The organism is Enterococcus gilvus ATCC BAA-350, assembly GCF_000407545.1.
Taxonomy (GTDB): Bacteria; Bacillota; Bacilli; order Lactobacillales; family Enterococcaceae; genus Enterococcus_A; species Enterococcus_A gilvus.
In genome coordinates, this window is sequence record NZ_ASWH01000002.1 from 323,268 (window position 1) to 336,438 (window position 13,171).

The 13,171-nt window shown below is 36.2% G+C and carries 24 protein-coding genes; 14 read left to right on the top strand and 10 right to left on the bottom strand.

Annotated elements, in window-relative coordinates:
- Window positions 1–80 precede the first annotated feature (80 nt).
- The 10 genes from I592_RS16545 to I592_RS16585 all read right to left on the bottom strand — a co-directional run bounded on the left by I592_RS16545 (window position 81) and on the right by I592_RS16585 (window position 6,747).
- Window positions 81–785, bottom strand: a complete 705-nt coding sequence (locus I592_RS16545) for a hypothetical protein (RefSeq protein WP_010778530.1) — start codon at window positions 783–785, stop codon at window positions 81–83.
- Entirely contained in the window at window positions 782–1,141 is a 360-nt protein-coding gene (locus I592_RS16550; RefSeq protein ID WP_010778529.1) for a hypothetical protein, read from the bottom strand. Before I592_RS16550 ends, I592_RS16545 begins: the two co-directional genes overlap by 4 nt.
- 4 nt (window positions 1,142–1,145) lie before the next feature.
- The gene (locus I592_RS16555) at window positions 1,146–2,039 is read right to left on the bottom strand and encodes a ParA family protein (protein WP_010778528.1); all 894 of its coding nucleotides are present in this window, start codon (window positions 2,037–2,039) and stop codon (window positions 1,146–1,148) included.
- Between the two features lie 107 nt (window positions 2,040–2,146).
- The gene (locus tag I592_RS21735; RefSeq protein WP_010778527.1) at window positions 2,147–2,299 is read right to left on the bottom strand and encodes a hypothetical protein; all 153 of its coding nucleotides are present in this window, start codon (window positions 2,297–2,299) and stop codon (window positions 2,147–2,149) included.
- Window positions 2,300–2,362: 63 nt separating this feature from the next.
- The gene (locus I592_RS16560; RefSeq protein ID WP_010778526.1) at window positions 2,363–3,643 is read right to left on the bottom strand and encodes a DNA/RNA non-specific endonuclease; all 1,281 of its coding nucleotides are present in this window, start codon (window positions 3,641–3,643) and stop codon (window positions 2,363–2,365) included.
- A 90-nt stretch (window positions 3,644–3,733) separates the two neighbouring features.
- On the bottom strand, window positions 3,734–3,919 hold the full coding sequence (locus tag I592_RS16565) for a hypothetical protein (protein ID WP_010778525.1): 186 nt from the start codon (window positions 3,917–3,919) through the stop codon (window positions 3,734–3,736).
- A gap of 57 nt (window positions 3,920–3,976) precedes the next feature.
- Window positions 3,977–4,981 carry a hypothetical protein gene (locus tag I592_RS16570; protein ID WP_010778524.1) on the bottom strand — a complete coding sequence of 335 codons (1,005 nt, stop codon included), beginning with the start codon at window positions 4,979–4,981 and terminating at the stop codon, window positions 3,977–3,979.
- A 19-nt stretch (window positions 4,982–5,000) separates the two neighbouring features.
- The gene (locus I592_RS16575) at window positions 5,001–5,894 is read right to left on the bottom strand and encodes a YPYG domain-containing protein (protein WP_010778523.1); all 894 of its coding nucleotides are present in this window, start codon (window positions 5,892–5,894) and stop codon (window positions 5,001–5,003) included.
- 73 nt (window positions 5,895–5,967) lie between these two features.
- The gene (locus I592_RS16580) at window positions 5,968–6,372 is read right to left on the bottom strand and encodes an ImmA/IrrE family metallo-endopeptidase (RefSeq protein WP_010778522.1); all 405 of its coding nucleotides are present in this window, start codon (window positions 6,370–6,372) and stop codon (window positions 5,968–5,970) included.
- A gap of 15 nt (window positions 6,373–6,387) precedes the next feature.
- The gene (locus I592_RS16585; RefSeq protein ID WP_010778521.1) at window positions 6,388–6,747 is read right to left on the bottom strand and encodes a helix-turn-helix domain-containing protein; all 360 of its coding nucleotides are present in this window, start codon (window positions 6,745–6,747) and stop codon (window positions 6,388–6,390) included.
- Window positions 6,748–6,898: 151 nt separating this feature from the next.
- Here I592_RS16585 and I592_RS16590 point away from each other — a divergent pair, with 151 nt between their 5' ends.
- From I592_RS16590 to I592_RS16655, 14 genes are all read left to right on the top strand, one after another.
- A complete protein-coding gene (locus tag I592_RS16590) occupies window positions 6,899–7,114 on the top strand; it encodes a helix-turn-helix transcriptional regulator (RefSeq protein WP_010778520.1) in 216 nt (71 codons plus the stop codon).
- Window positions 7,115–7,153: 39 nt separating this feature from the next.
- Window positions 7,154–7,408 carry a hypothetical protein gene (locus tag I592_RS16595; protein ID WP_010778519.1) on the top strand — a complete coding sequence of 85 codons (255 nt, stop codon included), beginning with the start codon at window positions 7,154–7,156 and terminating at the stop codon, window positions 7,406–7,408.
- Between the two features lie 63 nt (window positions 7,409–7,471).
- Window positions 7,472–7,999: a hypothetical protein gene (locus tag I592_RS16600; protein WP_010778518.1), complete on the top strand. Its 528-nt coding sequence runs from the start codon at window positions 7,472–7,474 to the stop codon at window positions 7,997–7,999.
- Window position 8,000: 1 nt separating this feature from the next.
- Complete coding sequence (locus I592_RS16605) at window positions 8,001–8,249, top strand: hypothetical protein (RefSeq protein ID WP_010778517.1); 249 nt, start codon at window positions 8,001–8,003, stop codon at window positions 8,247–8,249.
- Between the two features lie 242 nt (window positions 8,250–8,491).
- On the top strand, window positions 8,492–8,713 hold the full coding sequence (locus I592_RS22060) for a hypothetical protein (RefSeq protein ID WP_010778515.1): 222 nt from the start codon (window positions 8,492–8,494) through the stop codon (window positions 8,711–8,713).
- A gap of 11 nt (window positions 8,714–8,724) precedes the next feature.
- Window positions 8,725–8,925: a hypothetical protein gene (locus I592_RS16615; protein WP_010778514.1), complete on the top strand. Its 201-nt coding sequence runs from the start codon at window positions 8,725–8,727 to the stop codon at window positions 8,923–8,925.
- Window positions 8,926–8,978: 53 nt separating this feature from the next.
- Complete coding sequence (locus I592_RS16620; RefSeq protein WP_010778513.1) at window positions 8,979–9,317, top strand: hypothetical protein; 339 nt, start codon at window positions 8,979–8,981, stop codon at window positions 9,315–9,317.
- Window positions 9,318–9,403: 86 nt separating this feature from the next.
- Complete coding sequence (locus I592_RS16625; RefSeq protein WP_010778512.1) at window positions 9,404–10,339, top strand: hypothetical protein; 936 nt, start codon at window positions 9,404–9,406, stop codon at window positions 10,337–10,339.
- Window positions 10,302–11,102 carry a PD-(D/E)XK nuclease-like domain-containing protein gene (locus I592_RS16630; protein WP_049944364.1) on the top strand — a complete coding sequence of 267 codons (801 nt, stop codon included), beginning with the start codon at window positions 10,302–10,304 and terminating at the stop codon, window positions 11,100–11,102. The genes I592_RS16625 and I592_RS16630 overlap by 38 nt, the downstream gene beginning before the upstream one ends.
- A 19-nt stretch (window positions 11,103–11,121) precedes the next feature.
- Window positions 11,122–11,958 carry a DnaD domain-containing protein gene (locus tag I592_RS16635; protein WP_010778510.1) on the top strand — a complete coding sequence of 279 codons (837 nt, stop codon included), beginning with the start codon at window positions 11,122–11,124 and terminating at the stop codon, window positions 11,956–11,958.
- The gene (locus I592_RS16640; RefSeq protein WP_010778509.1) at window positions 11,951–12,238 is read left to right on the top strand and encodes a hypothetical protein; all 288 of its coding nucleotides are present in this window, start codon (window positions 11,951–11,953) and stop codon (window positions 12,236–12,238) included. The genes I592_RS16635 and I592_RS16640 overlap by 8 nt, the downstream gene beginning before the upstream one ends.
- The gene (locus tag I592_RS16645; RefSeq protein WP_010778508.1) at window positions 12,235–12,645 is read left to right on the top strand and encodes a DUF1064 domain-containing protein; all 411 of its coding nucleotides are present in this window, start codon (window positions 12,235–12,237) and stop codon (window positions 12,643–12,645) included. Before I592_RS16640 ends, I592_RS16645 begins: the two co-directional genes overlap by 4 nt.
- On the top strand, window positions 12,642–12,893 hold the full coding sequence (locus tag I592_RS16650; RefSeq protein WP_010778507.1) for a LexA family protein: 252 nt from the start codon (window positions 12,642–12,644) through the stop codon (window positions 12,891–12,893). The genes I592_RS16645 and I592_RS16650 overlap by 4 nt, the downstream gene beginning before the upstream one ends.
- Window positions 12,890–13,093, top strand: a complete 204-nt coding sequence (locus I592_RS16655; RefSeq protein ID WP_010778506.1) for a hypothetical protein — start codon at window positions 12,890–12,892, stop codon at window positions 13,091–13,093. The genes I592_RS16650 and I592_RS16655 overlap by 4 nt, the downstream gene beginning before the upstream one ends.
- The last annotated feature ends 78 nt before the right edge of the window (window positions 13,094–13,171 follow it).

Below are 13,171 nucleotides of genomic sequence, written 5' to 3' on the forward strand. Positions count from 1 at the left end.
TAGAAAGGCAAAGAGTATATGAATACACTTGAAAAATACAAACGTATGTTCTTTTTGATGTTAAAAGAAAAGCCCGAAGGCTAGGTAATATAAATATCATCTATTTCTGAAGGAGTGAACAGTCTTTGAATTTTCGATTTATTACCAAGTGATATCTGATTGTAATTAATGCCAATCAATGGTCCCATCGTCTTTCGATGAAACTTCCATAATAATTTTAATTGCTTTGATAGGTCTCTAAAGTATTGATGAGAATTAGATTCAATAAAATTATTGAGATAGAAGAAAGAACCGATATTAGCTAAGGGATCATGAATAATTTGTGATTTTACTTTAAATAGATTGAAATACACTTGAATATCCGTTTGTATTTTATAAAGATTTACATTTTCAGGATCAGTATAATACTCTTTCAATGTAGTATAGGAAAATCCTTTGACAGAAGAATACTCAAGAGTATCCTTTTTTTCATGATATACAATAAATCTAATAACAGATTCTGCTAATCCGCGAAATACTGAGGACGAAATAAAATCATCATGAAGAGGTAAGATATAAAGAAGCTCAAAATAAGAATTTCTAATTTCTTTTAAGAAATTCTGATCTCCTTGAGTTTGTGCAACATCAATACAAAGATCTGTATGAAAAATTATTTTTTGAATTAGTTTATACGTCTCAAAAAAAGTAGGATTATTAAATTCTTTTATTATTGATGAGTTAGGGAAATTGTCTGCTACAAATAATTTGTAATCATCTAAGAAAAAGTTATTATTTATTTGGCTCACCGACTAAACCTACTAATGATGTCATTGAGATCTGAATTGTTATTATTCGTTTTTACTTCGCCTTTAAATAAAGTTTTCAATTTTATTGTAAGATTTTTCAATTGCTCATCATTCATATTTTCGATTTCTCTTGAGACTTTAGCTAGAAGCGCCGTTCTATTTTTGAAAAGATAATCTTTCAAATAGTTTAGCCCAATAGAATCAATAAATGGGCGAAGATCAGGGTTATGAGGGAATAAGTCTTTTGAGAGAATCAATGACGTTAAAAGACCATACATAGTCAAACGAAGTTTGTCTATGTTTTTTCTTGAGTCTAGTTTCAAAATTTCATTGACTAGTAATTTATCAGAAATCATTCTCTTACTCTCCTTCCAGTATTTTTATTCTTTGCTTAAACTCCTCGGTCAAATTGCTAAGGTTAGCTAAGCTTTTGGTATTATTATAATCCAAGATGAAGTAATTTGCTTTCTTTTTTAACGCGTTGTTATATTCAAACACCTCATCAAAGAAATACAAATTGTATTTCTTGAGTTTTACATTTGATTTTATCGAATTAATAATTGATGACGCACGTTCCTCCTTAAAAAAATTGAACGGATTGAAAATAATCCCCATATTTCTTAGAGTTTTAGTTTGATATTTTCTAGCATCCGTGAGTTTCACTTTTTCAACAACTTCTTCTAGTAGAGAAATACCAAGAATAGAATATGCATCAACTCCTACAGGAACAATATAATAGTCACTGGCGTTGAGAGCAGCAGTAGTATAGTAGGAATATGTGGGAGGGCAGTCTATTAGTATATAATCATAAAAATTTGATAGCTTATTATTTAAGATATAATTGTCCAGAGCATTCTCTTTACCAGCACCGCCGAGAGTGTTCTCAATAAAAATGGTTGTTAATTCACCAGGAATAATATGATACATAGGAAGCTTTAAAATTACCTCGTCAGGCTTAGGTTGGCGAGCACTATCAACAAATAGTTGACTTATAGACTTACTTGTTGTTTTAATCTTGTGTTTTCTTCTCCTTTTATCTTTTTCTTTTTCAGATTCTGGTAATTCTTCATATAGAGATGTACTCATATATCCGTGTTTTGAAAAAACTGATTGTGTCAAATTAGATTGAGGATCTACATCAATAAATAATACTTTATAGCCATCCTTTGCTAATGAATACCCAATTTCTTTACATAAAGCTGTTTTGCCAACTCCACCCTTCATATTCAAGAACGAAATGATAGTTCCAGTCATCTTTATTCCTCCCTTTTTCTGCCGAAAAATATTTTACGAAAATACTATTAAAAAATCAATTCCCCGAACCGGAATCGAACCGGCGTCGCCAGGCGGGGAGGGTGGAGCTAGCCTTTTTCTCGTAAGACTTTTTCAATGTCTTTTTTCGCTTGCACATAGTAGTTAGCTACTTGCTTGGCAGACTTGTGATCCAAGTCCACTTTTCCCATATAAATAATTGCTACATCGTGAGCAGCTTTTCTAATTTCTTCATCTGACATTTCGATTCACCTTCTTTCTTTTTGGATCTAATCGAACTTGCAGAGTTAGGTGGGAAGGCAGTACTAGTTTCTAGGAGCGCGATATCCGGCTCTTTCAGCTTCATCAACTGTTTTAAACCAAGCTGCTGGATTTGTTGTTTTATCATAGTATCTGCTCCCTGGAACGTGATATATTCCGTTGTTAGAACCTTTGATTAATCCGTTTCCGTTGGCATCCACGTATTCTGACCCATTTGTTTGAGCAGGAGTAGGAGCAGCTTGTTGAGCTCTGGCTTCGCTCTGAGCGGCTTCTGCTTGCTTCTGCGCTTCAATTCGTTGTTGTTCTTCTGCTTGTTTTTGAGCTTCAACTCGCTGCTGCTCTTCTGCGGCTTGTTGTGCTTTTATTTCTGCATTTTTTCGTTCTTCTTCTTTTCGTTGTGCTGCTTCAATTTCGTTTTTAGTTTTACTTGTTCCATCTGAATAATTCAAAGTAACATCATCTTGTACATTGAAAATATAAACATTAAATTTGATATCGTCAGATTTAATTGATTGAGCCATCAAGTGAACGCCACGTGCTAGAAGCTCATCACCACGGAAGACAGGTGTTACTGAGTACCGGACATAGTTATCTTTACTTTTTTCAAGATAGTACTTGATATCCATTTCAAAACGAAGCATCTCAGGATTGTTCAATTGAGCTGTTCCAGTTATAAGGTTTTTCCAATTATCGTTTTCACCAGAAAGGGCATACCCAATCAAATGAGATCGATTGTAAAGATATCCTTTGTTGATTTTCTTATTATGCCACCCTGTAGGTTTAACATTAGAAATATCTCCACGTTTAGCTGTAGGCATTAACGATTGATTTAACATAGCTTCTGCAGTTGTCGCACGGTTGAGTTGATCAAGATCGCCATATTTTTCCCATGCTTTGTTTGCTAACGATAGATCATCCTCAGAAAAAATAGGGTTGTTGTCATTTACTTCAATTGTTTGGGTGCTACTATAATCTAAATTTGCAAGAGTAGTGTTATCTTGTTTCATTCGATTATCAAAAGAAATTAGTGCCTGTTTTTGCTTGTTCTTTTCATCTGTTGATTTTTTCTTATCTTCCTTTTCTTTGGACGAGCTTGAAGCAGATTTACTTTTCATCTTATTTGGCTGAGTGGTACTAATAGTTGTTTCTGCTGTCTTATGTTCAGATGGTTCTGTTAACATGCCACCTGCGATAAAAACTATAAAAGTTCCAAGAATAATGAAAAGCTCAGGTTTCTTTGGGGACTTTTTGAAAAAAGCTCTAATTAATCTTAAAACACCAAAAATAAATCCAAAAAACCCTACAAGTAATAGCAAATTTCCCATTTATATCCTCCATTTAATTCATTTCAACTATCTATCCATACCTCGTGAGATAGTTTCTGGTTAATCATCTAACTAGGACTAGGTTATGAACTAAGGTAAAAGCTTTAAAAAAGCAGTTATAATACTAATAACTATCAACCCTAAACCACAAAAAAATATCAATCGTTCTTTTTTGTTCTTCTTTTTCCATACCCATAGTGCCCAAACAATGAGTCCTAAACCATATAAAAAAAGAAGGGTACTGAGTGTTATTCTCATGCTATAATCTTCAAACATTTGAATCTCCCTTAGAAAAAATGACCAAGAAAAAGTCTGCCTGGTTAGGATATTTCTTTAGTTTTCTGTCACCGATCCATCATAATGGACAACCACACTCTTGGCTGTGTGCGTCATGGTTCCATCATTCGGATCGATTGCTTTAACAAAATAACCATCCTCAACTTCACCCATAGGACCCCATGTCCAGGCACCACCGTTGTCTCCAAACTGACTCTGAGCGATTTCAACAGCTTGTGCTTCGGATGTGACAACTTTCGGCGCACCGTGACCACCCTGAACTTCAGTTTGTTGCTCGGAATTTTGTCTCTCCGCATCTAGTTGTTCTTTCTGAGCCTGAGAAAGAATATTTCCATTATCATCCATTGCCAAGCCATTCTCGCTTAGTGCCATTCCAAATGCTTCCCATTCTTTATTTGACCAGTTTGTCCGATCAGCTGGTGTTGATTTAAGAGTCCGTTGCTTCATTTCCTCATAACTTTCTTCATTTACTGTATTTGAAGAGGAGGTTGAGGAACCCGTAGAATTTTGAGTATTTGAATCAGCTGATGATGCAAAATTTGAAGGAGTAAGCTTCAATCCAGCAGAATCAGCATACTTTTGAACAAGGCCCTGTGACAAATCTCCATTGAATTGCATAAGGATCAATTTCTTTTCATTTGCTGCAGTATATGAGAAAGCCATAGCCGACGCTTTGCCAAGATCTTCATAGTAATCCTTTGTTTTAGTCAGATCTTTCTCTTTTTCAAATAAGAAAATTCGCGCATTCATAAATTCGCCTGAATCGTCTTTTTGAATGCCGAATATCTTAGCTTCTTTAGCATACATAGGAGCCATACCAAAATCTTCTTTAGTCATGGATCTAGCTCCATCAACTGCTAAACTATCTTTTTTGAACTTATTTAAAATGGACTCTAAATTTATTGTCTCTTTTTTTTGACTCGAACTACTTGATGTAAGATTGGTTCTTGTCGAGTCTGTCGACTCAGCCTTCTTGCCACTAGAACAAGCTGACAAGAGAACGATAGAGCAAACCAACAATACAACACTAAATTTTTTCATGATTAATCTCCTTAACAAATTAGTAATCTAAGAACGAGACATAACCGCTAGAAGCTGTTGCTGGCTCTATGGTAACCTCAACATTTGTTTTTCTTTCTGCATCAAACGCATTAACTATTGTTGCATCAAATTTAGCAAACCATTTTCCGTCTTTCTGAGTCCAGTCTTGTATTCTTCCTAAAACGATATGAAGTTTGCTACCTTTATATGGATAGGATTTGTCGAATTGCTGTAATGCTAGTTCGTTTAGAATATCTGCCTGTCCGCTAGTTGCTCCATCTGCTAATTTTGTTATATCGCTGTCCTCATTGTTTTCAGAACTACTGCTCATTGTATTATTTTGTGCTTCTTTACTTTCCTTGATTCTTTTTTTCTCAGCCGCTTTGGATTCTTCAATTTTTGAAGTCTCAGCTTCTTTTTGTTCCAATTTCGCTAAAGCTGTTTCGTTCATTTTTACCTTCACTTTTGAACTTTTAGAATTTCCATCTAATCTTGAATTGATTGTTAAGGTTGTTTCATCTTGAAAATCCATGTCATAACTTAATTCAAAATCTCCCGATTTATTAGCGGTAGTCTTATCTCCAACAACCCCCATACCGATTGTCACTTCTGCATGAGGAGAAGTGTTTCCTTTTATTGAGATAAGACCGTCATCATTCGATAAGACTTCCTTTGGAACTGTTAACGCAAGGGCTTCGTTTTTTGAGCTAATTTTTGTTGAACTCTTGGTATCTTTATCAGAAGATTTTGCAGACTCTTTTGAATCAGACGTGGGGAAGATACTCATTAAAAGTATTGAAAGTACAATTAACCCGATCGAGATATTCCGATTCTTTTTGTTTTGTTTCTTTTTAATGAAATACCATGTACCGATACAACCAACAATAAATATCAACGTAAACACTGTATTCATAAATACCTCCTAATTACAAAATATTAATAATATACTCCCACTTATGGAAGGTAGTGATAGTCGCCTAAACTTATTACCCGAATGACTCTTGATATGCGTAGTCAAACGCAATTTGTTTTATTAAATCTTCATAAGCAAGATCGAGATCATTTTGTTCTATAAATTGCATGTAGTTAAACTGATGGATATCTATGTCGGTAAGCGAAATATAAATTTTAACAAGTTCAGTAATCATAAAACAATCAGCCTGATATTCCATCTTTGAATGAAACTCATTCATTTTATAAATACCTACCAGATCATCATGTAAAAATCCATGCCCAGCTTCATGTAGAATTACTTTTATTTTTTCAAAATCATTCAGATCTGAAGAAACAAACATTGTTCTAATTTCTGAAATGTAACATCCAGGCTTGTTTAAATCGGAAAACACTAAAATAATGCCGTACTTTTCGAGAAGTGCTTTAACTTCTTCCATTATGAGCACCTCATTTTATTTGCCGTATTTACCTTTCAAGTAAGCTCGGATAATCTCTCTGTCATGATCAGTGATTGGTTCGCCATCAAAGCTCATGGCATTATCAAGCATTCTGTCAAGATCTGCTTCGGTGTATTTAGTATTGTTGGATTCTGATTTTCCAGCAACTAGAAAGTCAACACTTACATTATAGATAGAAGCCAAATCTTTTAATGATTGTAAATCTGGTTCCCTAGTTCCGTATTCCCAATTGGCGTATGTAGCCATATTTTTTAAACCTAATTTATTAGCTACCAGAGTTTTTGTCCACCCGTTCTGCTCCCTTAGCACTTCTAGGCGCTTTGCAAGAGGGGTTCGATTGTCAGAAGTTTTCATTTAATCACCTCGTTTAAGTTAGTATAAACCAATTAAACCATTTATTTAAAAAGTTAAACAAAAAGTGAATAAATCGCTTGAATTAAACGGAACGTTTAGTTATACTTTATTCATAAGTTAAACAAATAGTTTAAGAAGGGTGGTGAGAAATTTGGAAATAGCAAATGATGCTCATTTAAAAATGCGTAGTATTCGAAAAGAAAAAGGAGTTACTCAAGCATATATTGCAAAGAGACTAGGTTTTTCTTCTTCTCAAGCTTATGCAAACATTGAATATGGTAACACTAATTTAAAGCTTGATGTAGCAGTACGGGTTGCTGATATTTTGAACGTATCTATTTATGATTTTTTGAGCGAAAAAAGCTAAACAAAAAGTTTAACAAAGCCCGACAAGGAGGTGAAAAAAATGAAAGACAAGCCACAAGTGATTCGAACATCAATCGATACACGATTCTTGAATCAATACATTAAAATGCTGATTCCTGCTATTCAACGTAAGTTTGATGTCGAACCAGGAATCGAAGGTTCGCTTTTTTCTGAGACGAATAGTATTGATGAAATGCATATCTTGTTTTTATCGACGGATGAACAAGCACAAGACATTTTCGATTTTATCAATTCAAAATGGCAATTCGAAAGTGAGCCTCAACTTGTTTCATAACTACATTTTATGGTAGTTAAACTGCTATGAAAATTGACAACTGAATACAAAGGAGTGATGAAAATGGTCGTTTCAATGAATGAAAAACGAATAGCGACAATTTTTAGAAACGAGGTAGACCGTCAATCAATTAACCAAAGAGCCATGGCAATAGACATGAATGACTCTCCTCAAAATATAAGCCACAAATTGAATGGGCGACGTCGAATGGGGCTAGATGGAGTAATCGACATGGCTGAGTATCTTCAATCGCCTAACTTAGACTTTGAAGCAGCAGCAGAAATGTTTTATACGCCGAGACCACTTAACAGAAAGCGTCGAGATGATCATCCACTCTCAAAAATGGTCGGACAAGACAAAGAAGAAATGGAACGTATTGAAATTGAGAAGAAATTTGAGATATGGGATTTACTTTCAATACCAAATGCTGATTTAACGTCAATTGAACGAAACGAAATAAAAGATTGGCTACTCGAACTAGTGGATGAGATTTCTTCTGAAATAGCGGTTTTCACTTCTGCTTGTGATCGATACGGTTTTAATTCCAGAGAGGTCGTCAAGATGGGGGAGTCAAGAGAAAGGAATGATTAGAATGGCGCGATTAAGTAAAGCAGATTTCAAAAAGAAGTATGGATATTCTGAATCAACTTATCAGCGAAGAATTTCTAAATTAAAAAATACAGATTTTTTTTGTAAGGCTTACAAACGGCCAACGAGTCAGGAAGTAATCATTGAAACTGATTTGTATGATCTGTATCAAGATTTTGAATCATACAATAGATTGCTTACTCGAAAAATTAAGCCTGATGAATTTCTAAAAATGGAAAAGATAGGAGCATAAGCATGAAAAATAAAAAAATCGCACTAGGAGTTACCGCTGCATTGTTTCTAGGATCAACTGTAGGATTCGCCGTAGGCGTTGGTTTCTTCGATAACGCAACAACTGTTGAATAGAACATCTACAAACTGGCTAACATTGCTACGCAGAATAAACAGAAGGCAGCAGACGTTCAAAGCAAACTTGATCAAACGACTGGGCAACAAAAGAATCTGCAAGATCAACTAGACAGCCTGAAACAGCAATTGGCAAACAAACAAAATGAGGTCAATGCGAAGCAGTCTGAAATCGAAGCCAAACAACGTGAAGTCGAATCTAAGCAACAGGAAATCACGCAGAAACAGCAAGAGGCGGATAAGCTGCGTAATGAACTATCTAACGCTCAAAATGATTCAGCACAAAAAGACGCACGCATGGCGGAATTAGCAAATTTGAGCCAACAAAAAGTAAACGAGTTGGGCCAGTAGGAGGCGCAAGCATGAAGAAAATAAAAATTATTCGTGGATTTGGAATATCCTTTGTTGCCGGACTAATACTGATGTTGAAACTCAGCTCGATCCAATCGTTAAAAGTTTTAGTAATGATCATTTGCATAGCAACAGCAAGCGTTTTAATCCCAACTACTATGATTTACGACGAGAAAGAATATGAAGAGAGAACAAAAAAAGAGACTTACTAGCCGGCAAGCAAAAGTAAGTCCCCAATGGAATAACATTCTAGGAGGATTATATCATGTTTAATCGAGATGTAGCAATATCAGATCCTGATAACCGAGTATTCACGAATATCAATCCAAGGAGTACGGAGGCTGCAGAAGTTGATTATGACTATAACTTGGATGATTTTGGTTCACAGGTACTACCAGATGATTTGGTAATGAAAGTAGTCTTTAAGAAACGAAAGATTAGCAAAGACTGCTTAACCACGATTACGTTCGCAAAATACGTAACAATCGATAATTATGTTGAATTGATTGATGACGTTGGTATTGAGTACCAGGATTACAGCTTTGCTATAGAAGGCAGAGAGTATCTTCAAAAGAAATTAGAGGGGGCGCTAGATCGTGAGTAGAGAATGCCCAAGATGTGGAAATGAACGTATCAAAGAGGATCACAAATTTTGTTCAATTTGCGGATTGAAGTTGGAGGAGAAGAAAGATGAGTAAAGATTTGTCTAATGAATTTGCAATGCAACAACAATCCAATCAAGGCAATGGCGTTATGGCCAACATGAGCGCTAGCCGAGAGATGGAAGAAGTAAAAGGTCAGATTTTCATGGCTAAACAATTTCCACGAAACCCATTTGATTCGGAACGTAGAATTTTAGATGCGTGTAAGCGTCAATCGTTAGCAGAAACAGCCGTATACAACTATCCTCGTGGCGGTCAGATGGTTAGTGGCCCATCTATTCGTTTGGCAGAAGTTGTAGCTCAAAATTGGGGGAATATTTCCTTTGGAATCAAAGAGCTTGAACAACGTCCGGGCGAATCTGTAGCCATGGCATATGCTTGGGATTTGGAGACAAATACACGCGAAGAAAAAGTTTTTACAGTTAAGCATATTCGCCATTCTAAAAAAGGTATTAAGAACCTAACTGACCCTCGAGATATTTATGAAACGGTAGCGAATAACGGGGCACGAAGGCTACGATCTTGCATTTTAGGAATCATACCAGGAGATGTAACGGAATCCGCTGTAGTGGAGTGTCAAAAAACAATGCAAGGATCGAACGGAGCGCCTTTACAAGATCGTCTGTCAGCTATGTTTAGTTTATTCAAGGAAAACTTCAATGTCACGCAGGAGATGATCGAAAATCGGTTCGGTTACAAAGCTACAGCATTTACCGAAAGAAACGGAGTCGATCTAAAAAACATCTATAATTCGCTAAAAGATGGCATGAGTGAAATTGAAGACTGGTTTGATACTCCAACTAAAGAGAAAAAGGCAGCCTCAACCATCGAAAAAGACTTTTCAAATCAGAAAAATACCAATAAACCAAATGAAGCCGATAAGAAAGAAAAACCCATTGGCAATACCTCAGTGAAATCAAAGGCAGATGATAACAATGGACCTCAACAAGAAGAACTATTATAGCAATGAAGCTGACTGGCAGTATATGTCAGTCAGTCAATTCAAAGATTTTATGAAATGCGAGGCTGCCGCATTAGCAAAACTTAAAGAAGAATGGTTGCCTATATCAAATCCCATTGCACTATTAGTTGGAAATTATGTTCATTCCTACTTTGAATCAGAGGAGGCACACAGTGAATTCATCAACGAGAATCATTCATCCATTTATAAGAAGAATGGATCGGAGCGATCAGAGTTTGTTCAAGCTGTAGATATGATTGAAGCGTTGGAATATGACGACTTCTTCAACTTTGTTTATCAAGGTGAAAAGGAAGTCATTTTAACCGGTGAATTATTTGGTACGGAATGGAAGGCGCGGATCGATTGTTTTAACTACGATAAAGGATATTTTGTCGATCTCAAAACTACTCGTAGTCTTTCGCAGCGTTACTGTTCTGATCGTTATGGTGGTTATGTATCTTTTGCTGAAGAATATGGATACATCACACAGATGTATGTGTACAAACAGTTGTTGGAGAAAAAATTCGACAAAGAGATTGTTCCTTATATTTTCGCAGTCACTAAGGAGTCTCCTCCTGATATCGCAGCACTGGAGATTTATCCAGCAAGATACGATTTCGAAAGATACACAATAGAAGAGAAGCTTCCACATATTTTAAAAGTAAAAATGGGTGAAGAAGCACCTACATCTTGTGGGAGATGTGAGTATTGCAGGAATAAGAAGAAATTGAGTGGATTCATTGAAATAGAGGATTTACTTCATTAGATAGAAAGGAGGTTGCATTTTGGACTATTTTAAACAAAGACGAGAGTACCGTAAATTGAAACAAAACGAAATCGATATCTCAATTGGTCAAAATAATCTGTATCGCGAGTTATTAGACTATGCGAACGATGAAGACAAATTAGATGACTGGTTTCCTTTGAAAAATTCGGCGCTCACCGATCTTACAGGGCTTTCTATTCCAGGATTAGCTAAAGCTCGTAATAGTCTGACTCAATTGAACCTCATAGAATACAGACAAGGGAAGAAGAATTCCGATAAACCACAGTACAAAATTACCTGCTTGTATAACAAACGGTTTACCAACAGTAACACAGCTGGTTTACAAGAAGTATCACAGAAGGTTGTGCAACCTGTATCACAAACGGTAGAACATAAAGATCTTACTAGTACTATACCTAAACTAGACACTAACTTGACTGATGCTTCTGAATCAAATAAGTCTAAATATTCAAAAAATAGTGCGGTGACTTACTGGCTGAATCAAGTGAATCCAGCAGAAGCACCTTTCGTTCGACAATCAATCGAATACTGGGTCAATGACTTTGGAGGACAAGACGAGATAGTTATTCTAGCTATCAACGATATGCTTGAACATGATGCTCGCAATTATAACTATCTCAACAAGATATTGAAAAATTGGGAAGAGTTGAAGCTTGATACGCCGGAAAAAGTCAAAAATCACTTAGTAGGCAAGTACAGCAAGAAGACTCAAAAGCAAGCTAAAGGACGTGTTGAACAGTTGCCGGATCACATAGCGAACCCGAAAACAGAAGCAGATGCCTCTGCGCTAGCAAGACAAAAACTAATTGACTTAGGAGTGACACCAAATGATTGATACGGATATTAGTGATGTTGAATTAGCAACGAAAATTGTTGATTACCTACCAGCGAAATACCAAAAGATTATGGCAGGCTGTTTGGACTCATTGAAAAAAATACCAAACAACGCTGACGAAACTTGGCAATTTAAAAAATTTATGATCATGCTCTATTTGGCTTTATATCCAGGCCAAAACGAGTTTTGGAGCTTGAAGGATAATTCCTACAAGTTTTGGAGAAACAAGGGCATAGATAGGCTCTATGAGCTTCAGTTTAAACAGGGAGTGAGCGCATGACTATTCGCAAACGAACCAAATACGGCAACAAAAAAGTTTATCGGTACGGTCATTGGTTCGATTCAATCGCTGAGGCTGAGTATTATCCTATCGCCGTTGCCTACGCGAAAGAGTATGTATATGAGCTGAAACTTCAGGATCGCATTGATATTCTGCCGACTTTAAAGCTAAACGAGTGGGCAATTAAAAAGACGCAGTACGTCGCTGATTACTCTTTTTATCACCGAGGGGAAATCGTTCGTCTTGTGGATGTAAAAGGCGTTGAGACAAAGGATTTCCGCTTGAAAGCCAAGATGATCGCTAGAGAGCTAGGCATAGTGATTGTCTTAGCAAAAAAGACCAGATATGGATTTGTTCACTACCCTTTCAATATGCCAACAAGCAAGAGAAAAGAGGCTCGCTTATGAGTAAAATGAATAGCCAACGCTTAGAGATGGTCCTACTCTATATCGACAACTTTATAAAAGAACATGATTATCCACCGACGATTCGGCAAATATCAAGAAACACAGGAATCCCTTCCACTTCAACTGTCAGCGCCTATCTCTGGCAATTGAAAGCTATGAACCTATTAAAAATTGAACCAGGAGCTTTCAGAACTATCCGGATGACCGAAAGCGGAAGAGATCGCGTCAAGGAGTTGAAGTGTTCATGAAAATGTGGGAGCGTCGGAGAATTGATCGACAAGTACGCTTGTTTATCAAATCTATGCCTGAGAACTATAAAATTTATACGCCCAAAGAGCAAATTATTAGCGAAATTCTAGCAGCAAATGATTGGTTTATAACCATTTCAAAGCCTATGGAAGTAATTCGGGAGGAAGTAGAAAAACAATTCGATATGTATGTGAGCTGACCTTTGAAAGGGTGATAATCATGGAGATGAAAGAGCAGTTAATAAATTCTGTCATTCGTAACATGGAGCCTGAACTTG